The 23,081-nt window shown below is 70.0% G+C and carries 19 protein-coding genes and 1 rRNA gene; 9 read left to right on the top strand and 11 right to left on the bottom strand.

All coding sequences use genetic code 11. The features are described 5' to 3' along the window. The first annotated feature begins 124 nt into the window (after nt 1-124). A complete protein-coding gene (locus tag ACIBK1_RS27565) occupies nt 125-373 on the top strand; it encodes a hypothetical protein (protein ID WP_030512001.1) in 249 nt (82 codons plus the stop codon). 158 nt (nt 374-531) lie between these two features. On the opposite strand, the gene ACIBK1_RS27560 is transcribed toward ACIBK1_RS27565, so the two are convergent. Together ACIBK1_RS27560 and ACIBK1_RS27555 are read right to left on the bottom strand one after the other, a co-directional pair. Next, the gene (locus ACIBK1_RS27560) at nt 532-3,402 is read right to left on the bottom strand and encodes a lectin (protein ID WP_396738624.1); all 2,871 of its coding nucleotides are present in this window, start codon (nt 3,400-3,402) and stop codon (nt 532-534) included. Between the two features lie 419 nt (nt 3,403-3,821). Further along, nucleotides 3,822-4,412, bottom strand: coding sequence for a TetR/AcrR family transcriptional regulator (locus tag ACIBK1_RS27555; protein ID WP_030512003.1), 591 nt, complete (start codon nt 4,410-4,412; stop codon nt 3,822-3,824). Nucleotides 4,413-4,498: 86 nt separating this feature from the next. On the opposite strand from ACIBK1_RS27555, the gene ACIBK1_RS27550 reads away from it, so the two are divergent. Then, nucleotides 4,499-5,125, top strand: a complete 627-nt coding sequence (locus ACIBK1_RS27550; RefSeq protein ID WP_396738622.1) for a hypothetical protein — start codon at nt 4,499-4,501, stop codon at nt 5,123-5,125. 48 nt (nt 5,126-5,173) lie between these two features. On the opposite strand, the gene ACIBK1_RS27545 is transcribed toward ACIBK1_RS27550, so the two are convergent. From ACIBK1_RS27545 to ACIBK1_RS27530, 4 genes are all read right to left on the bottom strand, one after another. After that, complete coding sequence (locus ACIBK1_RS27545; protein WP_396738620.1) at nt 5,174-6,370, bottom strand: extracellular solute-binding protein; 1,197 nt, start codon at nt 6,368-6,370, stop codon at nt 5,174-5,176. A 79-nt stretch (nt 6,371-6,449) separates the two neighbouring features. Beyond that, nucleotides 6,450-7,943 carry a CoA-acylating methylmalonate-semialdehyde dehydrogenase gene (locus tag ACIBK1_RS27540; protein WP_396738618.1) on the bottom strand — a complete coding sequence of 498 codons (1,494 nt, stop codon included), beginning with the start codon at nt 7,941-7,943 and terminating at the stop codon, nt 6,450-6,452. Next, nucleotides 7,930-9,225: an aspartate aminotransferase family protein gene (locus tag ACIBK1_RS27535; protein WP_076441275.1), complete on the bottom strand. Its 1,296-nt coding sequence runs from the start codon at nt 9,223-9,225 to the stop codon at nt 7,930-7,932. The genes ACIBK1_RS27540 and ACIBK1_RS27535 overlap by 14 nt, the downstream gene beginning before the upstream one ends. 69 nt (nt 9,226-9,294) lie before the next feature. Beyond that, on the bottom strand, nt 9,295-10,764 hold the full coding sequence (locus ACIBK1_RS27530; protein WP_396738616.1) for an MFS transporter: 1,470 nt from the start codon (nt 10,762-10,764) through the stop codon (nt 9,295-9,297). A gap of 83 nt (nt 10,765-10,847) precedes the next feature. Between ACIBK1_RS27530 and ACIBK1_RS27525 the strand changes: the two genes are divergently transcribed. The 4 genes from ACIBK1_RS27525 to ACIBK1_RS27510 all read left to right on the top strand — a co-directional run bounded on the left by ACIBK1_RS27525 (nt 10,848) and on the right by ACIBK1_RS27510 (nt 15,286). Continuing rightward, on the top strand, nt 10,848-11,570 hold the full coding sequence (locus ACIBK1_RS27525; RefSeq protein ID WP_030512009.1) for a TetR/AcrR family transcriptional regulator C-terminal domain-containing protein: 723 nt from the start codon (nt 10,848-10,850) through the stop codon (nt 11,568-11,570). 63 nt (nt 11,571-11,633) lie between these two features. Beyond that, nucleotides 11,634-13,244 carry a PucR family transcriptional regulator gene (locus tag ACIBK1_RS27520; RefSeq protein ID WP_030512010.1) on the top strand — a complete coding sequence of 537 codons (1,611 nt, stop codon included), beginning with the start codon at nt 11,634-11,636 and terminating at the stop codon, nt 13,242-13,244. Nucleotides 13,245-13,480: 236 nt separating this feature from the next. Beyond that, a complete protein-coding gene (locus ACIBK1_RS27515; protein WP_076441269.1) occupies nt 13,481-13,684 on the top strand; it encodes a hypothetical protein in 204 nt (67 codons plus the stop codon). A 132-nt stretch (nt 13,685-13,816) separates the two neighbouring features. Continuing rightward, nucleotides 13,817-15,286: a phosphodiester glycosidase family protein gene (locus ACIBK1_RS27510; RefSeq protein WP_030512011.1), complete on the top strand. Its 1,470-nt coding sequence runs from the start codon at nt 13,817-13,819 to the stop codon at nt 15,284-15,286. Between the two features lie 42 nt (nt 15,287-15,328). On the opposite strand, the gene ACIBK1_RS27505 is transcribed toward ACIBK1_RS27510, so the two are convergent. Then, nucleotides 15,329-16,219 carry a phenylalanine 4-monooxygenase gene (locus ACIBK1_RS27505; protein WP_030512012.1) on the bottom strand — a complete coding sequence of 297 codons (891 nt, stop codon included), beginning with the start codon at nt 16,217-16,219 and terminating at the stop codon, nt 15,329-15,331. Nucleotides 16,220-16,350: 131 nt separating this feature from the next. Between ACIBK1_RS27505 and ACIBK1_RS27500 the strand changes: the two genes are divergently transcribed. Beyond that, complete coding sequence (locus ACIBK1_RS27500; RefSeq protein ID WP_030512013.1) at nt 16,351-16,824, top strand: Lrp/AsnC family transcriptional regulator; 474 nt, start codon at nt 16,351-16,353, stop codon at nt 16,822-16,824. 83 nt (nt 16,825-16,907) lie between these two features. Here the strand turns inward: ACIBK1_RS27500 and ACIBK1_RS27495 are convergent, their stop codons facing one another. From ACIBK1_RS27495 to ACIBK1_RS27485, 3 genes are read right to left on the bottom strand one after another with little or no spacing between them, the layout of a single operon-like run. Then, a complete protein-coding gene (locus ACIBK1_RS27495; RefSeq protein WP_051762705.1) occupies nt 16,908-17,573 on the bottom strand; it encodes a formylglycine-generating enzyme family protein in 666 nt (221 codons plus the stop codon). Between the two features lie 51 nt (nt 17,574-17,624). Further along, nucleotides 17,625-18,737: a sensor histidine kinase gene (locus ACIBK1_RS27490; RefSeq protein ID WP_396738613.1), complete on the bottom strand. Its 1,113-nt coding sequence runs from the start codon at nt 18,735-18,737 to the stop codon at nt 17,625-17,627. A gap of 10 nt (nt 18,738-18,747) precedes the next feature. After that, entirely contained in the window at nt 18,748-19,443 is a 696-nt protein-coding gene (locus tag ACIBK1_RS27485; protein WP_357322176.1) for a response regulator transcription factor, read from the bottom strand. A gap of 87 nt (nt 19,444-19,530) precedes the next feature. Here ACIBK1_RS27485 and ACIBK1_RS27480 point away from each other — a divergent pair, with 87 nt between their 5' ends. Both ACIBK1_RS27480 and ACIBK1_RS27475 read left to right on the top strand, forming a co-directional pair. Continuing rightward, complete coding sequence (locus ACIBK1_RS27480; RefSeq protein ID WP_396738611.1) at nt 19,531-20,250, top strand: ABC transporter ATP-binding protein; 720 nt, start codon at nt 19,531-19,533, stop codon at nt 20,248-20,250. Next, nucleotides 20,250-22,661 (top strand): ABC transporter permease, encoded by a 2,412-nt coding sequence (locus tag ACIBK1_RS27475; protein WP_396738609.1) that lies wholly within the window; start codon nt 20,250-20,252, stop codon nt 22,659-22,661. The genes ACIBK1_RS27480 and ACIBK1_RS27475 overlap by 1 nt, the downstream gene beginning before the upstream one ends. Before the next feature lie 332 nt (nt 22,662-22,993). Here ACIBK1_RS27475 and rrf read toward each other — a convergent pair. Next, a 5S ribosomal RNA gene (gene rrf, locus ACIBK1_RS27470) occupies nt 22,994-23,081 on the bottom strand; the annotation flags it as partial.

Here is a 23,081-nt window from a genome sequence, read left to right as displayed (position 1 = left end):
TCCCTTTTGTTGTTGTACGGCTTGCGTTATGCCTCGATTTAACCATCGCTTGGCCCGACTCGCGCCGATCACGAAGGGTAACCGCGTTATAACGGTTCCGATAGGCGATCGAGGGGGGACTTTGATGGGCTGGAACCCGAACGGCGCCGAGCGGCTCATGCTGACGTTCGACCCTGCCGGCCTCACCATCACGCAGCGCGACGGCGACGCCTGCGTCGTCTGCCACAAGAAGTGGCCCCGCCCCCGGATCAAGGTCGGCACGCTGCCCGACAACGCCCCCGTCCACGCCTGCGACGACTGCGCCGAAGCCCTGTTGCCCGCCCCCGAGGGCAAGGTGCCGCTGCCCCGCCGCTCCCGGGCGGCCATGTCCTGACCCCGGTTCGCGGGCGGAGGGCCGTGGCCGACGATGAGCACCGACTCGTCGTGGCCACGGCGATCCTCCAGCAGGCACGGCTGGACGCCCAGCCCACCCCCGCCGCTCCCCCCGCCGCTCCGCCGCAGAGCAGCGCGACAGGCGCGATGAGCGACGGTTCAGCCCCAGAGGGCCGAGTTGCCGAAGCCGGCGGGCTCGGTCTCACCCGCCGCTCCGGCCGTGTCGACGGTCGTGATCGTGATGGTGGCGTCGGGCAGTCCCGCCGACTTCGCCGTGACGGTGGTCGTGCCGGCGTAGGAGGAACGGAACTCGATCGCCGCCTTCCCGTTGAAGGCCGAGACGTTCGGGGTGAAGGTGTACGACTTGCCGCCGGGCAGGATTCCCGGGCCGCTGGTGACGGTCAGCGTGACGGTGCGGGTGTCGTTGACCCAGGCGCCCGACGAGTTCCGCATCGTCACCACGAGCTGGGTGTCCGTGGTGCCGTCGTCGGTGATCGTCGTCGGGGAGTACTTCCCCGCCTCCAGCGTCATCCGGGTCGCCGTCCCGCTCGTGGACTGTTCGCGGGCCACGGGCGTGGGGTCGGCGACATCGGTGATGCCTGTCCACCTCGACTTGTTGGCCCGGTACCAGTACCACTGGTCTTTCGGTAGCCGGTAGTAGTCGATCATGCCCATCCGGGCGAAGGCGGCGCTCATGATCGTGCCATGGTCGAAGCCCGCCCAGATGGCCAGTCCGGCGCTTCCGGTCGTGAGCCTGAACCTGGTGCCGTCGGACGGATCCGCCACGTCACCGTACGTGGGACCGTAGGTGCCGGGCCGATCGGAGGTGTACGACCCGTACTCCGAGACGACGTTCGGCATCCACGTATTGGTGATCTTCCCCCCGTCGCCGTTGTACCCGGCGACGTCAGAGACCGAGAGCTGGTCGAGTGAGCTGCGTTGCACGCCACCCAGCCCGGCCTTGCGCGTCGGATCGAGCTGGTGGGAGTAGTCGCGCATCTTGCTCACCAGCGCCTTGGCGTTGCTCAACGTGGATGAGGAGGTGAAGAACACCTCGTTTCCCATCGACCAGTTGATGATCGAGGGGTGGTTGCGGTTGACCCGGATCATGTCGCGCAGGCCGTCCATAGCGCTCTGCTCGAAGGCCGCCTGGTCGGCCGTCTTCTGCGGATAGCCGTCCGCCTGGTAGTCGTTGACGGTGCCGCTCGGCGTGGGCTCCCTGCCGGCGGTCGCGGTCGCCCAGAAGGTGGCCTCCGACCAGAGCATGACGCCGAGCCTGTCCGTGGAGTCCGCGAAGGACGGGTCGTGGGGGTAGTGCGAGCCCCGGATGAAGTTCATCCCGGCCTCACGGATGTAGCGGACGTCGCGGTCGAATCCCGAGTTGGTGACGGCGTTGCTCCAGCCGCCGTGGTCCTGGTGCACGTCCGCCCCGACGAGCAGCGTCTTGACACCGTTGAGATAGAAGCCGTCCACCTTCCACTGTGCGCTCCGGAAGCCGAACGTGGTGTCGTAGCTGTCGACGACGACCCCGTCGTGGACGGCCCCGTCCGGGGTGCGGTCGACCACCAACGATGTGGTCACGGTGTAGAGCGCGGGGTTGTCCGGCGCCCAGAGGTCGAGACCCTGCAGCATGGCGGAGGTGTTCGCCAGGGATCCGCTCAGCGCGTCGAGCGTCGTCGTGGCCGCCGCGCCGAGCGTCCGCACGGGCGAGTCGAACGTCGCCAGCACGCCGGCCGATCCCTGCTTGCGCACCTCCTGGCGTGCGTACACGTCGACCGCGGAGGAACCGTCGTTGCGGACCTCCGTCTGCGCTCTGACGTTGGAACGGCGGGCGGCGATGTTCGCGCGCAGGTCGGTCTCGCTCGGATACTGCGACAGGTCGATGTTCCGGTAGTACGCGGAGTTGCCGGTGTCCCAGGCCGGGTTGGTGAGCGCCGGGGTGGTGACGAAGGTGCCGTACCAGGTGACGTGGACGTTGTCGGTGACGTTCAGGTAGACGTCACGGTAGAGGCCGCCGCTGAACTGGTGGTCGCCCGTCCGAGGGGCGAGGTCCGGCTGCCAGCGGTTGTCCACGCGCACCGCTATCACGTTGTCGCCGGTCCGGATCGCGTTGGTGATGTCGAAGGCGAACCCCGTATAGCCGCCCCGATGCGTGCCTGTCTTGGTTCCGTTGACCCACACATCGGTGACCGAGAACGCGCCCTCGAACTCGAGCTCGACGCGCTTGCCACCCCAGGACGAGGGAACGGTGAAGTGCTTGCGATACCAGCCCGCACCCACGTAGAAGTTCTGCCCGCCGGTGGAGCCACCCACGTTGTACGGGGCGTCGAAGTCGTGCGGCAACGCCACGGGGACCCATCGCGAATCGTCGAAGCCGGTGTTCTGCGCCCCTGTCACATCCGAACGGATGAACTTCCACCCCCGGTCGAAGTCGACCTTCTGCCGTGAGCTCGAACCGGTCGGCGGGCTGCTCGACGGCGAAGGCGACGGCGACGGCGACGGCGACGGGGTGGGGGAGGCGGACGGCGTCGGGCTGGGACTGCCTCCGGCGGTGCTCCACCTCTGGTTGGCCTGGCCGCTGCAGGTCCACAGGATGACCGCGGTCCCGTTGGCCGTGCCGTTGCCGTTCACATCCAGGCACAGACCCGACTGCACGCCGGTGACCGACCCGTCGGCGTTCTGCCGCCACTTCTGGTTGTTCTGCCCGCTGCACGACCAGATGATCACCTTCGTGCCCGGCGAGGTCCCTCCGCCGTAGGCGTCCACACATTGTGTGCCGGTGAACGTCCGCAGCTCACCGGCCGAGGTGAACTCGAACGCCTGGTTGGCCTGCCCGTTGCAGTCCCAGATCTGCAGGGCGGTGCCCGGCGCGTCGCTGTTTCCCGCCACGTCCAGACACCGGCCCGAGGCGGCGCTGACCAACGACGACACCGCCGCCTCCGCCGGCGCCGACCATGCCAGCGCCGCCACGAGCATCGTCACCATCGCGGCGGCCATCGCGGCCGGCCACGCCTTCGTGCTTACGCGCATGGGGGAATGCAACGATCCTCCTGAAGGTCCGAGCGTGACCGCGGGGGCGGCCAAGCGGTGTCGTCGCCTCGTTTTGTGAGCGTTAACATGACGCGCCCGAGGTGGACTGCGCCTCAGGCGGCCCACCGTGACTTCCGGGATGCTGCCGATACCGATGCCGATCGTTTCCTGCTCGGGAAGCTATTCAGCGCAACGATCTCCGTCAATAGACCCGATCAGTGCGCCGTGGAAGACCCTGGGATCGCCGCCGCACAGTGAGCAGAAGCCGCAGTTGAATCGCCAGGTGGGGACGGAATTCACGGTGCGGCGGCTCCGCCAGAAGGCGGAAAACCTGGGATGTAAGAGCTGGAAAGTTTCAGCCGATAGTGGCCTAAAGCAGGAGGCACGGTGCGCCGCGACGGAAGGCCTGGTGCGCCTCCTCAGGTCGCCAGATCGTCCAGGTGGGCGGCCAGCACGGCGCTCATGCGCTCCGGAGACATCGACTCCGGCCGGGCCAGGACGTGCACGGTCAGACCGTCGATGAGGGCGTGCAGCCGCGCCGCCTCGAACTCGGCGTCCCGATGGGCCGCGAGCTCCCCCTCCTCCGCGAGCGCGCGGACGGCCAGGGTCGTCGCCTCCCCCACCCCGTCGTCCGCGCGGCGCAACCAGTCGGTGGCGGCCGGGTCGCCCTGGGCGCGCGCGGCCAGCTGCAGCCAGACCTCGGCCTCCGCGCGCCGTTCCGCGTCCATCGGCAGCAGTTCCTCCAGCAGGCGGCGTACGGCGACGCGGACGGGTCCGTCGTAGACGGTGGTCTCGATACGCGCGCGGGCCCGCGCGATGACGTGCTCCATCGCGAAGGCGAGCAGCTCCGCCTGGGTGGAGAAGTAGTGCCGCAGCGCGCTCGGCGACCAGCCGGCCTCCGCCGCGATGCTGCGGACGGTGGCGGCGGCCACGCCGTCCCTGCGCACGACCCGCCACAACGCCTCGGCGATCTCCTCGCGCCGCACCCCGTGGTCCACGATCTTCGGCACAGCTCCTCCAACCACGCGTCCGCGCGCTTTTTATAGCACAATGGGCGAGAAAGGTTTGTAGCACGCCGTGCGAAAAAGGAGGCCGGATGCTGTTCGGACTGATCGTCGCCTGCGAGGTCGCGTTCTGGGTGCTGCTGGGCGCGGGGCTCGCCGTGCGTTATCTCCTGCGCAGGCGCCGGCTCGGCGGCCTGCTGCTGCTCGCCGTCCCCCTGGTCGACCTGGTCCTCCTCGTCGCGAGTGTGGCCGACCTCCGCGACGGCGGCCGGGCGGAGTTCACGCACGGGCTGGCCGCTGCCTACCTGGGCTTCACCGTCGCCTTCGGCCACGACATGGTGCGGTGGGCCGACGTCAGGTTCGCCCACCGCTACGCCGGAGGGCCGCCGCCTGACCGGCGCAGGCGTTACGGCCGGGAGCGGGCCCGATACGAATGGCGCGCCTGGGGCAAGGGCGTGATCGGCTGGGCCGTCGCCTGCGGCCTGCTGCTGGCCGGCGTCGTGGTCGTCGGCGACTCCGACCGCGCGGCGGCGCTCCTGGAATGGGCCGGCCGCCTGACGTTCGCCATGGTGGTCTGGCTGGTGTTCTGGCCGCTCGCCTGCACGGTCTTCCCCACCCGCGCGCCGCTGGATGCCCGCCCGCCGCTGGATGCCCGAGCACCCCATGCCCGCGGGTCCCACCCCGACCGGGTTTCGCACGGCACCGGCGAGCAGAAGTGACCGTAGCCCTCGCCGGATCAGGACACCCGGATCAGGACACCCAAGGGGTCAGGACACGACGCGCGACCAGCGCTCCGCCCACTTGTCGTAGTCCTTGGGGCGGACCGCGAAGTAGACGCCCCGGAACGCCTGGGAGGTGCCGACGCGGTAGTCCGCGCAGATCCGGCGGGCCGCGCCGGTGCACCCCTCCGGGTTGGCCGGGGCAAGCCCCATCCAGGCGGACACCTTGCGCTGCACGTCCGCCGACATCGTGAAGTCGAGCCACTTGTACGCGCACGACGGATGCGGGGCCTCGGCCGACATCATCCACGCGTCGGCCCATCCGGTCACCGGCCGGTCCGTCAGCGCTCTGACCTGCTTGTTCCCGCGCCTGAGCACGTCCAGGTGGTACGGCGTGGCCTGCGCGAGCCGTACGGACCCGGTCGCGAAGCCCTGGACGACCTCGACGGGATCACGCCAGAAGACGCGGCGGCCGTCGTCGCCGGACGTGAACAGCTCGGCAGCCGCGTCGAGCTGGGCGTCGGTGAGGTCGAAGGGGTCCTTGATGTCCTCGCCGACGTCCGTGCCCTGTGCCTTGAGCACCAGCGCGGCGTCGGCCAGCGACAGCGGACGGTCCCGGAGCATCACGGGCCCCTCGTCGGTGAAGAGCGACTCCGGCCCGTCGGGGCTGACCTTGCCGGCGTCGTAGAGGATCTCGTTGGTCGCCCACACGTACGGCACGCCGTAGACCTGCTCGTCCCGGGTGACCGACGGCAGCGTGCGCAGCCGCTTGGGGATCTTGTCGTAGCCGTCCAGCAGACCGGTGTTGAGCGGGGCGGCCTTGCCCTCGTCCATCAGCCGGCCGCCCACCTCGGGCGTCGCGGAGATCACATCGAACGACGACGGCGGGAAGTCGCCCGGCCGCTCCTCCTGGCGCGGGTCGTAGTAGCGCAGGCTGACCTTGCAGCCGGTCTCCTTCTCGAACGTGCCGACCCACTTGACCTTGGGATCGACGCCGCCCCACTCGGCGTACCCGTCGATCGCGACCACGCTGACCGTCCCCTCGCCGCGCCCGGCAGACGCGAGCGGGCTGGGCGTGGGGCCGGACGAGGAGGGGGACGACGGGCTGGGGCCCGCGGACGTCGTCGCGGCGGCCGCGACGGCGCCCGGCGCGGCCACCTCGGTCGCGGGCGCGGGCCGGCCGGCGCAGGCGGCGGCGAGCAGTCCCACGGCCGCGACCGTCGCGACCAGGTGTGTACGGCGCACGCACGACCCCCCTGCCCTGACAAAAGACGGACGCCCCGAGCCTACTGGGCCCCGCCGGCTCGGGGCGTCGCCTGCGCCGTCAGGCGTTGGTCGGGAAGCCCAGGTTCACGCCGCCGTGGGAGGGATCGAGCCACCGCGAGGTGACGACCTTGCCCCTGGTGTAGAAGTGGACCCCCTCGGTGCCGTGCACGTGGGTGTCGCCGAACAGCGAGGCCTTCCAGCCGCCGAAGCTGTAGAAGGCCATCGGCACCGGGATCGGCACGTTGACGCCGACCATGCCGACCTCCACCTCGTTCTGGAAGCGCCGGGCGGCGCCGCCGTCGTTGGTGAAGATCGCCGTGCCGTTGCCGTACTCGCCGGTGTTGATCAGCTCCAGGCCCTCCTCGTACGAGCGGACGCGCACGATCGACAGCACCGGGCCGAAGATCTCCTCGCGGTGGACGCGGGAGTTCGGCGGCACGTGGTCGAGGACGGTCGGGCCGAGCCAGAAGCCCTTCTCCCGGCCGCCGCGCACGGGGGTCTCCCTGCCGTCGACCACGAGCTTGGCCCCCTCCTCGACGCCGAGGTCGAGGTAGAACGCCACCTTGTCGCGGTGGGCGGCGGTGACGAGCGGGCCCATCTGCGACTCGGGGTCGTCTCCGGGACCGATCTGGAGCTCCCGCACCCGCGACACGATCTTCTCGACCAGCTCGTCGCCGATCGGGTCGACCGCGAGCACCACGGAGATCGCCATGCACCGCTCCCCCGCCGAGCCGAAGCCCGCCGAGACGGCCGAGTCGGCGACCAGGTCGAGGTCGGCGTCGGGCAGCACGAGCATGTGGTTCTTGGCCCCGCCGAGCGCCTGCACCCGCTTGCCGTGAGCCGTGCCGGTCTCGTACACGTACCGCGCGATCGGCGTGGAGCCGACGAACGACACGGCCCGTACGGACGGGTGCTCCAGCAGCCGGTCCACCGCCGCCTTGTCGCCCTGCACCACGTTGAACACGCCGTCCGGCAGGCCGGCCCGCTGCCACAGCTCGGCGAGGAGCAGGGAGGCGGAGGGGTCACGCTCGGAGGGCTTGAGCACGAATGTGTTCCCGCAGGCGATCGCCACCGGGAACATCCACATCGGCACCATCGCCGGGAAGTTGAACGGCGTGATGCCCGCCACCACGCCGAGCGGCTGGCGGATCGAGTAGGAGTCGACCCGGGTCGAGACGTTCTCCGAATAGCCGCCCTTGAGCAGGTGGGGGATGCCGCAGGCGAACTCCACGACCTCCAGGCCGCGGGCCACCTCCCCCAGCGCGTCGGAGTGCACCTTGCCGTGCTCGGCCGTGATCAGCGCGGCCAGGTCGTCGCGGTGCGCGTCGAGCAGCTCGCGGAACCGGAACAGGACCGCGGCGCGCTTCACCAGCGAGGCGTCGCGCCAGGCGGGGTATGCCCGCGCGGCGGCCTCGACCGCCGCGTCGACCTCCTCGGCCGTGGCGAGCGACACCTGCCCGCTCACCTCGCCGGTCGCCGGGTCGAACACCTCGGCTGTACGGCCGGCGCCCTCGACGATCTCGCCGCCGATCCAGTGGTTAACGTGCTTCATCGTTGACGGCCTCCAGAGCGGTGACGAGGATGCCCAGGCCCTCGCGGGCCTCGTCCTCGGTGAGCGTGAGCGGCGGAGCCATGCGCAGCGTGCTGCCGTACAGCCCGCCCTTGCCCGCGAGCAGGCCGAGCCTCTTGGTCTCCTCCATGAAGCGGGCGGCCAGCGCGGGGGCGGGCGCGCCGGTGGCGGGATCGACCAGCTCGATCGCGAACATCAGGCCCTTGCCCCGCACCTCCCCCACGACGGGCAGCCGCCCGGCGGCCTCGCGCAGCCCGGAGATGATGATCTCGCCGGTGCGCGCCGCGTTGGCCTGCAGGTCGTGGTCGAGCACGTAGTCGAGCGTCGCGTTGGCCGCCGCCATCGAGATCGGGTTGCCGCCGAAGGTGGACAGTCCCACGGCGTGCGGGCCGTCCATGAGGTCGCCGCGCGCCACGATCCCGCCGACGGCGAAGCCGTTGCCGAGCCCCTTGGCGAAGGTCATCATGTCGGGCGTCACGCCGTGGTTCTGGATCCCGAAGAACGCCGAGCCCGTACGGCCCCAACCGGTCTGCACCTCGTCGGAGACGAACAGGATGCCCTCCTCGTCGAGGACCTCCTTGTAGGCGGCGAACAGCCCGTCGGGGGCCATGGTGAAGCCGCCCACGCCCTGGATCGGCTCGGCGATCAGGGCGGCGACGTCCTTGCTGACGGCCGTGGCGAGCACATGGCGTAGGTCGTCCACGCAGGCCGCGATGTAATCGGCGTCCGACATGCCGCGGAACTGCGTCAGGTGCCGGTCGGCGCCGTGCAGGAAGTGCACGTTGAGCGGCGACAGCGAGTTGTTCTTCCACGACCGGTTGGAGGTCACGCTGATCGCGCCGAACGACCGGCCGTGGTAGCTCTGCCGCATGGCGAGCACCTGGTCGGACCCGCGGGCGTAGGTGGCCAGCAGCAGGGCCGTCTCGTTGGCCTCGGTGCCGGAGTTGGTGAAGAAGACCTTGGCGTCCGGGATGCCCGACAGGCGGGCGATCTTCTCGGCCAGCTCGACCTGGCTGCGGATGAGGTACAGCGTCGAGGTGTGGACGACGCCGGTGGCGAGCTGGCGCTCGACGGCGTCGCGCACCTCGGGCACGTCGTACCCGATCATGTTGGTGAGGATCCCGGCGAAGAAGTCCAGATAGCTCTTCCCGTTCGCGTCGACGACGCGGTTCCCCTTGCCGCCGACGATTTCGATCGGCTCGTTGTAATAGAGGGCCATCCAGTTCGGCATGACCGCGCGATGGCGTGCGAGAAGGTCCGACATGCTCCGAGTATCCCGGCTGACGGGCGACCGACTCACCTGTCAGCCTGTATGGGATACCTCGAACGCCAGTTACACAGTGCTGGGCTCTGCGGATTCCTGCCCGGGAGCCGGCGCTGCGGCCTTGCGCCGCAGGACCAGCAGCGCGACCAGGGCCGCCGCGAGCGAGCAGCCCGCGCCCACCCACGAGCCGACGGACATCGCCGACACGAACGCCTCGCGTCCGGCGGCGGCCACGACGGGGTCGCCCAGGGTCACCGCGACGCCGATCGACTCGCGGGCCGCCGGCGGCGCCGACTCCGGCATGGCCGCGGTGTACGCGGCGGCGAGCACGCTGCCGAGGACGGCCACGCTCAGCGCCATGCCGACCTGCTGCACGGTGTCGTTGAGCGCGGAGCCGACCCCGGCGCGCTCGGGCGGCACCGCGCCCATCAGCGTCGCGTACGCCGCGGGGCCGGCCAGGCCGCCGCCCACGCCCATGACCATCAGACCGGCGATCAGCGTGCCGTATCCGCCGGTGAGCGTGGACAGCAGGACGAATCCGGCGGCCATCACGACCAGGCCGGAGACGATGAGCACGCGGTTGCTCACCTTCTTGCCGAGCGACGCGCCCAGGCCGTTGAACACCATCGCCGCCACCACGTAGGGCAGCAGGGCGAACCCGGCCTTCAGCGGGTCGTAGCCCAGGACGAACTGCAGATACTGCGTGATGGCCAGCATGAGCGCGCCCGCGCCGAACGACAGCAGCACGATGGAGAAGCACGCCCCGCTGAACGACCGGTCCCGGAACAGGCCGAGCGGCAGCATCGAGTGGGGGGTGCGGCGCTCCCACAGCACGAACGCCAGCAGTGCGGCCGCCGAGAGCGCCACCGCGAGAGGGTTGAAGTGCCCGCCGGGCGCCGAGATGACGGCCCAGACCAGCCCGCCCATCCCGGCCGTGGACAGGATCACCCCGAGCGGGTCGGCCCGCCGCGTCTCGCCGTACGTCTCCGGCATGAGCGCGAAGGCCGCGACGATCGCCAGCACCGCGATCGGCACGTTGAGCAGGAAGACCGACCCCCAGTAGTAGTGCTGGAGCAGGAACCCGCCGACCGTCGGGCCGGCGATGACGCCGACCATGGCGACCGAGCTCCACGCGGCGATGGCCTTGCGCCGCTCGCTCTCGTCGAACACGGTGATCAGGATCGACAGGGTCGACGGCATCACGCAGGAGCCGCCGACGCCCATCAGCGCGCGGGCCGCGATGAGCTGCCAGGGCTCGGTGGCGAGCGTGGCCACCAGCGAGGCGCTGCCGAAGAACGCCAGGCCGATCACGAGCATGCGCCGCCTGCCGTACCGGTCGGACAGGCTGCCCGCGGTGAGCAGCAGTCCCGCGAAGACCAGGACGTAGGCGTCGATGACCCACTGCACGTCGGACGGCGTGGCGCCGAGGTCGCGCATGAGAGACGGGATGGCCAGGTTCAGGACGGTGTTGTCCACGACCAGGGTCAGCAGGCTCAGGCAGAGGACGCCGAGGATCCACCAGCGTCGGGGATGGGACATGAAGGTCACCTCGAACAGTGTGCGAGTAGTGTCGGACACTGTACGACTCAATCGAACACCGTGCGAGCGAATATTGTGAGGCCGTGTCAGCGAAGCCGTTCTCCTCGGTCTGGACCCGCGCGCGCAAGGGAGGGCGCGAGCAGGGCCTCAGCCGCGACCAGATCGTCCGGGCGGCCGTGGAGCTGCTCGACGCCGAAGGCCTCGACGCGCTCAGCATGCGCAAGCTCGGCGCCCGGCTCGGCGCGGGGGCGACCAGCCTCTACTGGCACGTGGCCAACAAGGACGAGCTGATCGAGCTCGTGATGGACGAGGTCTACTCGGGCGTCGTGGTGCCCGAGGCGGCCGGCTGGCGGGAGGCGGCGAGCGTCTTCGCCTACGCCATGCGCCAGGCGGTCTTCGACCATCCCTGGAGCGCGAGCCTCATCGGCGTGGTCCCCGCGCTCGGGCCGAACGCGCTCACCGCGTCCGACCGGCTGATGGGCGCCTTCGTCCGCGCGGGGTTCGAGGGCATCGACGTGGACTACGCCATGACGGCCGTCGTGTCGTACACGCTGGGCGCCACGATCCCCGAGGTCGCCTTCATCAGCTCGCTGAAGGCGAGCGGCACGAGCATGACGGAGCTGCAGGCCGCGGTGGACCCGGTCATGACCAAGCTGGCCTCCGACCGGCCCAACCTGCTGGAGCGCTACCAGTCCTACGCCCAGCAGGACTTCGACCCGCTCGTGGCCCGGCGGCTCGCCTTCGAGTTCGGGCTGATGGCCCTCCTCGACGGTCTCGGCACACGCATACGCGGAGTGCCCGGTTGAGACCTCCACACTGTCAGCCAGTGGGGGGTCATCCTTACATAATGATCAGGTAGCCTCTGAAACATGCTCCCCACGGTCGCGGACGTGCTCGCACTGGACACCGTCCGGCGCGGCAGCCCCCGGGTGGTGGCGGGCGACGACCGGCTGGACACCCGGGTCCGGTGGGTCCACGTGGGCGAGGTCCACGACATCGCCCATCTGTTACGCGGCGGCGAGCTGGTCCTCACGACCGGGGTGGCGCTGCCGAGCGAGCCCGACAAGCTGGCCGACTACATCGGCGAGCTGGCCGCCGTCGGCGCCTCGGGCCTGATCGTCGAGCTCGGCCGGCGGTTCGTCCGCGAGCTGCCGAGAGCGGTGGTCAAGGCCGCGGAGGAGCACGGGCTGCCGCTGATCACGCTCTCCCGTGAGACGCCCTTCGTCCAGATCACCGAGTCGGTCCACGCGCGCATCATCGACATCCAGCTCCAGGAGCTGCGGGCCTCCGAGCAGCTGCACGAGGTGTTCACCGAGCTGTCGGTCGAGGGCGCGTCCCCGGCCGAGGTGCTCAACCAGGTCGCCCGCTTCTCCGGCCACCCGGTGCTGCTGGAGAACCTCGCCCACCAGGTCCTGGCGTGCGACGCGGCCGGGGGCGACACCGGGAGCGTGCTGGCCAACTGGGAGACCAGGTCGCGCGCGGTCATGCCCTCCGAGCGGACCGCGTACGACGCCGCGGCCGGCTGGCTGGTGACCATGGTCGGCGCCCGCGGACAGGACTGGGGACGGCTCATCCTGTTGTGCGACGGCCAGCCCAGCCCTCGTGACATCGTGCTCGCCGAACGCGCGGCGACCACGCTCGCGCTGGGCCGCCTGCTGGAGCGGCACCAGGAGTCCCTGGAACGGCAGGCGCACGGGACCATACTGACCGGCATTCTCACCCACGCGTACGCCGACCCCGACGAGGCCGCCGCCCGCGCCCGCGCCGTCGGGGTCCCGCTCACCGGCCGCAGGCTCGTCGGCGCCGTCATCCGGCTGACCGCGCCCGCCGGCACCGCGCTGGGCGAGCAGGCCAGGCTGGGCGAGCTCGCCGAGGCCGGCGCCGCCGCCTGCCGCGAGGCCAAGCTGCCCGCCCTGGTCGGGGCGCTGGACCAGAGCCGCGTCGGAGTGCTGCTGCCGCTGCCGCCCCGCATGACCGCCGAGACCGCGCTCGGCGCGCTGGCCGAACGCCTGCGGGCGAACTTCGCCACGCCGTTCGTGCTGGCGGCCGGCTCGGTCGTGGAGTCGATCAAGGACGTACGGCGCGGCTTCCTGGAGGCCGAGCAGGTGGCGGAGGTCGCGGTGCGCCAGCCCGACGGGCGGCCGTTCTACCGCCTGCCCGACCTGCGGCTGCGCGGCCTGCTGCACCTGCTCCGCGACGACGCCCGGCTGCAGACCTTCGCCGAGCGCGAGCTGGGTCCCCTGCTGGCCTACGACGCCCAGCGGCACGGCGACCTGACCAGGATCCTGCGCATCTATCTCGACGCGGGACGCAACAAGGCGGTGGCCGCGCAGAAGGCCCACCTGTCCCGGCCCGCGTTCTACGACCGCCTGCGGCGGCTGGAGCGGGTCCTCGACACCGACCTCGACGACGTCGAGTCGTGCCTGTCGCTGCACGTCGCGCTGCTGGCCCTGGAGACCTTCCGCCGCGAGACCACCTGATCGAGAAGGGCCGTCGTTCCGGCCGGGAGGCCGTCGTCAACGCGCTCGTCGCGGCGGAGACGATGACCTGAGCAGACGATTTGACCGTTACAGGGCTCGATGGGCGGCTCCTTGCGGAGATGCCGACACCCGGAAGGTAGGTATGTCGTCCCGGGTGTAAGTCCTATCGCACCTGACTACTCTTCGTATACTCGCGCTCACTGCCTGAATCGTGCTTACCTCAAAACGTGCCCACGATGAGCGAACCCAAAATCAGCCCGACGGTCGTGGTTCGGGCTCTGTCCGCGCGTTTCCCCAAATGGACCATCTGGTGGGGCGAGGCCACCGCCCACTACTGGGGCATGTCCCGGCGGCGCGACGGGCTGCTCGTCCACATCGAGGCCCGGTCCGCGCAGGAGTTCGTCCAGCGGGCCCGGGAGATCGACTCCGCCACTCCCTGACATTTATGGGCCTATGTCCCCTAGTGCCCGTTTGTTGTTGGGAATTTCATGCGCTTTGCCGCGTTTCGCTCGTCTCGATTGGTGATTGTCGCCACGATGGTCCCGCAAGGATCAGCAATGGGGAGTAATCGCATGAGACGCCGCCTTGTCGTCGGGGCCGCCGTACTGGCCCTGACGACGACCATCCCTTCGGTTCCGGCCGCCGCCGAGCCCGTCGCTGGGCTGCCGACGACGAGCTTCCCGCTCGGCGAGCCCGGGATCCCGAAGTCGGCGGCCAAGAGCCTGGCCCCCGGAGTCGGTTACTTCACCCTCCACCACGGCACGCCGCAGGACGGATACACAGTCAGCGTCGTCGTCAAGGGCAAGGACTTCATGTCGGAGGCCAACGCGCAGGCCCAGGCGACGGCCGTACAGATGGCCGGTCTCGAACCCGTCATCGTGAAGTTCACCCGGCCCGCCGTCGCGGACCACCCCGCCGGCGACTACTTCATGGTGCGGGTGGGCAGCTGGCCGCTCGACCGGAAGGCCGAGGCCGCCGAGGTCGTCAAGCAGCTCAAGGACGCCGGGGTGAGCGCGAAGGTCGACTTCCAGGGCGACGACGGCTTCGTCACCACCGGCCCGTGGAGCGTGCGGGTCATCGTCGTCGACCCGCGCACGTTCCGCGGCTCCTACCGGGCGTCCCTGGGCACGAGCGTCGCCACGCGGGAGAAGGTCTCGGCCATGGCCTCCGCCGCCAAGGCGCTCGCCGCCGTGAACGGCGGCTTCTTCGACATCCACACACTGCCGGCCTTCCGCGGCGATCCCACCGGCATCTCCGTCGTCGGCGGCAAGCTGCTCAGCGAGGCCGTCGCCGGCCGCGTGGGCCTGGTCCTGCGGGGCCGTACGGCCCGCGTCACCGAGCTGTCGTCCTCGGTCGCCGCCCGGGCCGCCGACGGGGCCACGGCCGAGGTGACCGGCCTCAACCGCGTGCCGAAGCCGGACGAACTGGTCATGTACACCGAGGAACTCGGACGGGACACCCCGCAGGACGACGGGACCGAGGTGGTCCTCGACGCCGCCGGCAGGGTGACCGCCGTCCGCGGGTCCGGCGGTCCCGTGAAGCCCGGCACCCGTGTGCTGCACGGCGTCGGAGCCGCCGCCGGCTGGCTGGCGCAGCACGCGGGCGAAGGCACGACCATCACGGTCACGACCCGGGTCACCGACCTGCGGACGAACAAGGCGATCCCGCTGACCCCGGAGACCAACATCATCGGCGGCGCGATCGGCCTGGTCCGGAACGGCAGGACCTCCATCACCGCGGCGCGGGACGGCATGGCCAACACCAACATGATCCTGCGGCGCCACCCGCGCACGCTCGCGGGCGTCACCCGCGACGGCAAGCTCCTCATCGCGGTCGTCGACGGCCGCGCGCCGGGCAGCACGATCGGCGCCTCGTTCTTCGAGGCCGCCGAGCTCATGCGCTGGCTCGGCGCGCGCGACGCGATCAACCTGGACGGCGGCGGGTCGACCACCATGGTCATCGGCAAGAAGGTGGTCAACCGTCCGTCCGACGGCGCCGAGCGGGGAGTCGGCGACGCCCTGCTGATCGTCGGCGCGCGCTGAACCTGCTCCCGGGCCTGCTAACGAGCCTGCTCCCGGGTCTGCTCACGCCGAGGACGTAGCGAGCAGACGGGCGATCGTGTTGTCGTCGCAGGTGTCCCAGAACGTCCCGACCGTGTCTTCGAGGTGGTCGAACGAGGCCGCCTCGAAGAGCACCTCCTGGTATTTCGTGATGTCGTAGTGGGTGGTCCCCATCGCGGCGAGGTCGAGCGGGCGGATGTCCATCCCGCGGAACTCCTCGATCTCGCCGTACGAGCTGAGGATCCCCGCGCCGTACGCCCTGAGTTCGCCGTCCTCCCGCATGACGCCGAACTCCATGGTGAACCAGAACACCTTGGACACGAACTCCAGCGCCTCGTCGGTCTCCATCCGACGCGCCGCCCGGCCCGCGGCCCGGTACAGCGCGGCGAAGCGGGGCGAGGCCAGGGTGTTCGCGTGCCCGATCACCTCGTGGATGACATCCGGCTCGGGGGTGTAGAAGGGCACGGAATGGTGCCGGATGTACTGGGTGGAGTGGAACAGGCCGTCCGCCAGGACGCCGTAGAACTCACGGAGCGGAACCAGCCCGGCCGCCGGCAGGTAGCGGAACCCGGTCAGCGGTTCAAGGAGGTCGCCGACCTCCTGGAGTTGCGGAATGCGGTCCTCCGGCAGGCCGAGCCGCTTGGCCGCGTCGAGGAACTCGCGCACCGCGTACTTCTGGTGCTTGACCGCCAGTTCCTTGGTGACGAGCGCCCACACGTGGTGCTCCTCGTCGGTGTACTCGGCCATGGGGATGGGATCACCGGGGGTGTGACCGAGCGCCAGCGCCGCGATCGCGTTGCGCCGCTGGCGGTAGACGGCGTCCGCGAAACCGGGGTGGCTCGTGGCCAACTCGACGACGACGGACCCGTCATCCGCCGTCGCCACCGGGGCGAAATACTGCGCTTCTTCGAACATACTCCCATAGGACAGCAAGTAATCGTTTGGCTGGCAAGAGTGACCAGTCGAGGTGTGCGAAACACTCAAAACGGTGCGTTTGTGGTGGGTAACACTGGTCGATCCGCTCAGTCGAGGCGTACCCTCGGCGCATGCTCGACGCGCTCGACAGCCGCCTGCTGACCACCATGCGGGCCCACCCCCGAATCGGGCTCACCGAACTGGCCCGCCTCCTCGGCGTGGCCCGCGGCACGGTGCAGGCGCGGCTCGACAAGCTCACCGCGCGCGGCGTCATCAGCGACTTCGGCCCGACGATCGGGACGGAGCAGATCGGCTACCCGATCCTCGCCTTCGCGTCCCTGCAGATCGCCCAGGGCCGGCTGACCGAGGCCGTGCAGTGGCTGACCGACGTCCCGGAGATCCTCGAGGTGTACGGCACCAGCGGCCAGGCCGACCTGCTGTGCCGCGTGGCCGCGCGCAGCACCCCGCACCTTCAGGAGATCATCGCCCGGATCCTCGCCTCGCCCGCCATCCAGCGGACCGACACCACGATCGCCCTGTCGACCCAGATCCCCTTCCGCATCGAGCCCCTGCTGAAGGCCGCGGTCACGCCGCCCCCGGCGTAACGGCCGCGCTCCGGCGGAGCGCAGCGAGACAGAGCAGATTCGGACGGAGCCGGTTCAGCCAGAGTCAGCTCAGACAGAGCGGTTCAGACAGATGGGCTTCGGACCGATCGGGCGAGGCGGAAGCCGAGGTCGTCGATGCGGAACGTCGGGTGGCTCTTGCGGCGGCACGACGCCCGGCATCCCCGAGGCAGGTCATGCGCTCCTCCCCCGCGGAACACGCGGTAGGGGCCGTACACCGTGGCGTCGTAGACGTCCCAGCACCATTCCCACACGTTTCCGATCATGTCGTACAGGCCCCACGCGTTCGGCTCCTTGGACCCGACGTCGTGCACCCGCCCGCCCGAGTTCTCCCGATACCAGGCGATCTCGTCAAGCTCCCCGTACCGCACGCCGGTCGTTCCGGCCCGGCACGCGTACTCCCACTCCGCCTCGGACGGCAGCCGGTAGCCGTCGGCATCCCAGTCGCAGATCACGTCCTGGGCGTTGACGTCTCCCCCGATCGAGTAGCACGGAGTCATCCCCGCCGTCTCCGAGAGGAGGTTGCAGAACCGAACGGCGTCGTTCCACGAGACCTCGGTCACCGGCGTCAGCGGCTCCCCTGAGTTCGACGGAGTCTCGTTCGTGATGCATCGATACAGCTCGGCGGTCACCGGATAGGGCGCGAGCAGGAACTCCTCGACCTCCGCCACCCAGTTCGTCTGCGTCCCCTCGTCCCGAAGGAGAATCCTCCCTGCGGGGACCCGGACCATTCGCTCAGCGGTCACCTCGGGCGGCGTCGATCCACGGCTCACCGTCAGGTCCTATCCCCGCTGCTGACCGGTGTCAATTCGCGTGCCTGACTGTTCGCCCGCATTCGATGGTGGTGCGGGCAGCTCGACGACGACACGGAGTCCGCCCGCGGGGCGGGGGACGACGGTGAGGGATCCGCCGTGTACCTGGGTGATCCTCTTGACGATCGCCAGGCCGAGACCGACGCCTGTGTGGTCGTCGCGTACTCTTCCGGTGCCCCGCTGGAACGGTTCGGTGAGCGTCGAGACCAAGTCTGGAGACAGTCTCTCGCCGCTGTTTTCGACGGTGAGCACCGCGGTCTCGGGGCGGACGCTGGTCGTGAGCCGCACGCTGCCCCGTTCGGGCAGGTTGTGCACGATCGCATTGTGCAGGAGGTTCGTCGTCATCTGCAGCAGGAGCGCATGCGATCCGCCGACCATGGTGATCTCACCGGAGGTCTCGATCGTGACACCGCGCTTCTCGGCGAGCGGGAGCAGTGTCTCGGCGGCCTCTTCCCCGAGTAGGGACAGGTCGACGGGCTCTCGGGCGACGGACTCCTGGTGAGGGCGGCTGAGCAGGAGTAGCGCCTCCGTGAGGGCGATCGCTCGAGCGTTGACGGCGTGAAGGCGGCCGACGAGTTCGCCGTGATCGTGTTCCGGATCGCTGCGGGCCACGTCGAGAAGTGACTGCGAGATCGCCAGCGGGGTGCGCAATTCGTGCGAGGCGTTGGCCGCGAATCTCTGTTGCTCGGCGACGTGTGCTTCGAGCCGCGCGAGCATGGCGTCGAAGGCGTCGGCGAGTTCGCGGAACTCGTCCCTGCGGCCTTCCAAGTGGATGCGGTGGGAGAGCGACCCGCTCGCGGCCACGCGTGTCGCGTCCGTGATGCGGGTCAGCGGAGCGAGCATGCGGCCGGCGAGAATCCACCCTCCCACGAGGCCGAACACCAGCAGGAACGCCAACACGATGGCCGCGGCCGGCGCGAAGGTGACCAGGAGGAGGTACCGGTTGGGTGTTACGCCGAGAAGGCCGGGCCAACCGTCGGGTACGTAGCGCAGCAGGAACATCCACACGGCAGCGAGCAGCAAGGCGCCGGCAAGCATGAGGAACCCGGCGTAGCTGAGGGTGAGTTTGATGCGAACGCTCAACCCAGGCGCCCTATCCACGGTCCCGTTCCTCACGCCCGGCGTCGGGTTTCGTGTGGATGCGGTAGCCGACGCCGGGCACGGTGGCGATGATCCCGGGTTCGCCGAGCCGTTTACGCAGTGCCGAGACAGTGATGCGCACAGCGTTCGTGAAAGGGTCGGCGTTCTCGTCCCATGCCCGCTCCAAGAGTTCTTCGGCGCTGACGACACCGCCGTCGGCGGCCACGAGGACTTCGAGCACGGCGAACTGTTTCCGGGTGAGCGCGACGAAGCGGCCGTCGCGGAAGACCTCACGGCGGAACGGATCCAGACGCAGCCCTGCCATCTCGCGTACGGGTGGTCTGTTGTGGGCACGCCTGCGGTCGAGTGCTCTGAGACGGAGCACGAGTTCTTTGAGTGCGAAGGGCTTCGTGAGGTAGTCGTCGGCGCCGAGCCCGAACCCGGAGGCCTTGTCGTCGAGCCGGTCGGCGGCGGTGAGCATGAGGATGGGCATGCCGCTGCCGGAGGCGACGATGCGCTTGGCTATCTCGTCCCCGGAGGGGCCGGGGACATCGCGGTCGAGGACGGCGATGTCGTAGGCGTTGACGGTCAGCAGTTCGAGAGCGGTGTCGCCGTCACCGGCGATGTCGGCGGCGATCGCTTCCAGGCGCAGGCCGTCGCGGACGGCTTCTGCCAGGTAGGGCTCGTCCTCGACGATCAACACACGCATGCTCTCGAGGCTACGAGCCGGAACATATCCTCGGCATATCGAAAACCGCATACGCGCCGGCAACCCCACGATGCCTTGACTGCAGGCATGACCTACAGCCCCATGACGGCCACCAGCGGGCAAGCCACTCAGGGCACCGTGGCCGCCAGCGCGCGGAACCTGACCAAGACCTACGGCCAAGGCGACGCCGAGGTGCATGCACTGAGGGGCACCGACCTCGACCTCCCGCGAGGCAGGTTCATCGCGATCATGGGGCCGAGCGGGTCGGGCAAGTCCACGCTGATGCACTGCCTGGCCGGACTCGACCAGCCCAGCGGCGGCACCGTCACCGTGGCCGGCACCGACCTCGGATCTCTCGACGACGACGCGCTCACGGTCTTCCGCCGCGAGCACATCGGCTTCGTGTTCCAGTCGTTCAACCTGCTGCCGATGCTCACCGCGGGCGAGAATGTCATGCTCCCGCTCGAACTGGGCGGTCGCCGGGTCGACGACGCGGCACGGGAGCGGGCGCACATGCTCGCCGACATCCTCGGCGTGGCCGGCAGGCTCGGCCACCGGCCCGCGGAGCTGTCCGGCGGTCAGCAGCAGCGGGTCGCGATCGCCAGGGCCCTGATCACCCAGCCGGACCTGCTGTTCGCCGACGAGCCCACCGGAAACCTGGACAGCACCACGTCGGCGGAGGTGCTTAATCACCTGCGCCGGTCGGCGCGCGAGCTCGGCCAGACCGTCGTGATGGTCACGCACGAGCGGGACGCGGCGGCGTACGCCGACTACGTGGTCACCATGCAGGACGGGCGGATCGTCTGATGCGTACCGTCTTCCTCGCGTCGCTGCGCACCTACATCCGCAGGTACGTGGCAGCGGCCGTCGCGGTCGCCGTCGCGGTCGCCTTCGTCGTCGTGGTCGGCGTGCTCACGTCCGGGGCACACAGCGGACTCATGGACGGCCTGGGGGCGCCGTACCGCAATGCCGACCACGTGGTCTCGGCGGCGGGGTGGCCATCGAACGAGCTGGACCCGAAGACCGCGATCGCCTACACCGAGCAACACGGTGAGAACGCGGCCGCGACAGGCCGGGCGACGCTGCCGGCCCGCGCGAACGGCCGGCGGCTCTCCGAAACGACCGTCGGGCCGATCGCCACCTCGGAGGAATGGCGCTGGCAGAAGCGCAGCTCGGGCCGCTTCCCGGCAGCGATGGGCGAGGCGGTGGCGGACGTGTATTTCGCGCTGGCCGAGAATGTCGAGGTCGGCGACCGGGTTCGGATCGGCGAGGGCGCCGCCGCTCGCGACGTACGAGTGGTCGGTCTCGTGGAGTCGCCCTCGCCTCCGGCCCAGGCCTCGATGTACGTCACCTGGACGCAGCTGCTGCAGTGGCGCGACCACCTCCACGTGAGCGCGGTGGCGGTGCGCGGGGAGGTGGGCCGGCTCCCGGAAGGCGCCAAGGCGCAGTCGCCGGACGGGTTCGCCGCGGAGCGGCTGACCTATGTCCAGAACCGGGTGGACAGCCTGTCGGTGATGCTGCTGTTGTCCGCCGGCATCGCGATCTTCGTCTCGGTCCTGGTCATCGCGAACACGTTCTCCATCCTGTTCGCGCAACGCCTCCGCGACTTCGCACTGCTGCGCTGCATCGGCTCGACCCGGCGGCAGGTGGTGCGTTCAGTACGCCGCGAGGCGGCCGTCGTCGGGGTGCTCGCGTCGCTGGCCGGGACACTGATCGGTATCGGTCTCGGGTACGGCCTGGTCGCCCTGATCAACGCCTTCACGCCCGCCATTCCGATGGGCGCCGCCGCACTGCCCACGCCCTGGCTGCTCGGGGGGTTCGCCATCGGTCTGGTGGTCACCATGGTCGCGTCCTGGTTGCCGACCCGGCGGGTGGTGCGGGTGAGCCCTCTGGCGGCGCTGCGCCCGGATGCTCCGGTCGACGTGCGGACGGCCACCGGCCTGGTGCGGCCGGCACTCGCCGCGATCCTCCTGGTCGTCGGGCTGGTCCTGCTCGGGGTGGCGATGGCCCTGGGCAGTACGCCGGTCATGGTGGCAGGCGGCGGAGCGGTGTTCGCCGGCGTGCTCATCTTCGGACCGGTGCTCGTTCCCCGCCTGGTTCGGATCATCGGCGCGTTGCTCGGTCCCGCCGGGACGCTGGCGACCAAGAACGCCGTGCGCAATCCGCGGCGGACCGCCACCACCACTGCCTCCCTGCTGGTCGGCATCACCCTGACGACCGCCGTGCTCACCGGGATGGCCACGTGGCGTTCGTCGCTGGACGAGCAGATCGGCAGGGACCACCCCGTCGATGTCACGCTCACCTCGCCTAAGGAGCCGGTCACCACCGACCTCCTCGAACGAGTACGTCACACTCCCGGTGTGGACCAGGCCATTGCCGTCGACGGCGCCGTGGCCCGAGTGGCCGGACTCGACAACCCGATCCCGGTCGTCGCCGCACCGGCCGCGGCACAGGTGGCCCGCGACGGCGGGGCGTTCGCCCGGGTCGAACCGGGAAAGATCAGAATCGACTCCGAGGCCTTCGGCAAGAACCTGAGTCTTCGGGCAGGCGACCGGGTCACCGTTCGCGTCGGCGACCGGCGAGCCCGGTTACAGGTCGCCGTCGGCACCGGCTGGGGCCCAGCCGGTGTGGTCGCGCCGGAGACGCTGGCGACGCTCACCGACGCCGCCGAACCTCGTGTCATCTGGATTCGCGCCTCCTCCGGAGCCGACCCGGCTCGGGTCGGTGTCGCCCTGGACGAGCTGGCGGATCCGGTCGGCGCGACCACCGAGAGCGGGTTGCGGACCTGGCAGTCGCTGGACCAGCAGCTGGGAATCTACACCTGGTCGGCGCTCGGCCTGCTCGGCATCGCCGTCGTGATCGCCCTGATCGGGATCGCCAACACCCTGGGGCTCTCCGTGCTCGAACGCGCCCGCGAACACGCGATGCTGCGCGCACTCGGGCTCACCCGCAGACAGCTACGGCGGATGCTGGCGATCGAGGCGGTGCTGCTGTCAGTGGCGGCCACCCTGCTCGGCACCGTAATCGGCGTCGGGTTCGCCTGGGTCGGCTACGAGACGATCGTGAAGCGGGCTCTCAGCGACGCCACCACGCACGTCCCGTGGTTGTCCCTCGGCATCGTCGTCCTTGTCGCCGCCCTTGCCGGACTCCTCGCCGCTGTCCTCCCGGCGCGCCGAGCCGCCCGGGTGACTCCAGCCGCAGGGCTGTCCCTGCCTTGATGACCTCGTCAAGCGTCTGCCCGGTGGTTAGGGTCGGGACGTCACTGCGCCGGCTGGAAGCTCCGGTCCTCCCGCACCATTCCCCGCGGCGTCCCGGAACACCTCAGCACACCTCAGCAACGCCGCCGACACCCCGCAAAACGGGCCCTGGACATGCGAAAGCCCCGGCCAACACGACCGGGGCACCACCCACCAAACGCCACCCACCCCAGCAGGCGCGGGAAAAAAACCCGCCAGCGAAACACCCACCACGGGAACCCAGAGAAAAGAAACACCCCCGGAAATGCGGAAGGGCCACCCACAAAGGATGGCCCTCCCACATACCAAAGATTGTCCGGCGGCGTCCTACTCTCCCACACCGTCCCCGGTGCAGTACCATCGGCGCTGGCAGGCTTAACTTCCGGGTTCGGAATGTAACCG

Source organism: Microbispora rosea, assembly GCF_044460045.1.
Classification (GTDB): Bacteria; Actinomycetota; Actinomycetes; order Streptosporangiales; family Streptosporangiaceae; genus Microbispora; species Microbispora rosea.
Note: the sequence above shows the minus strand (reverse complement) of the source record. Positions and strands in the feature narration are given on the sequence as shown.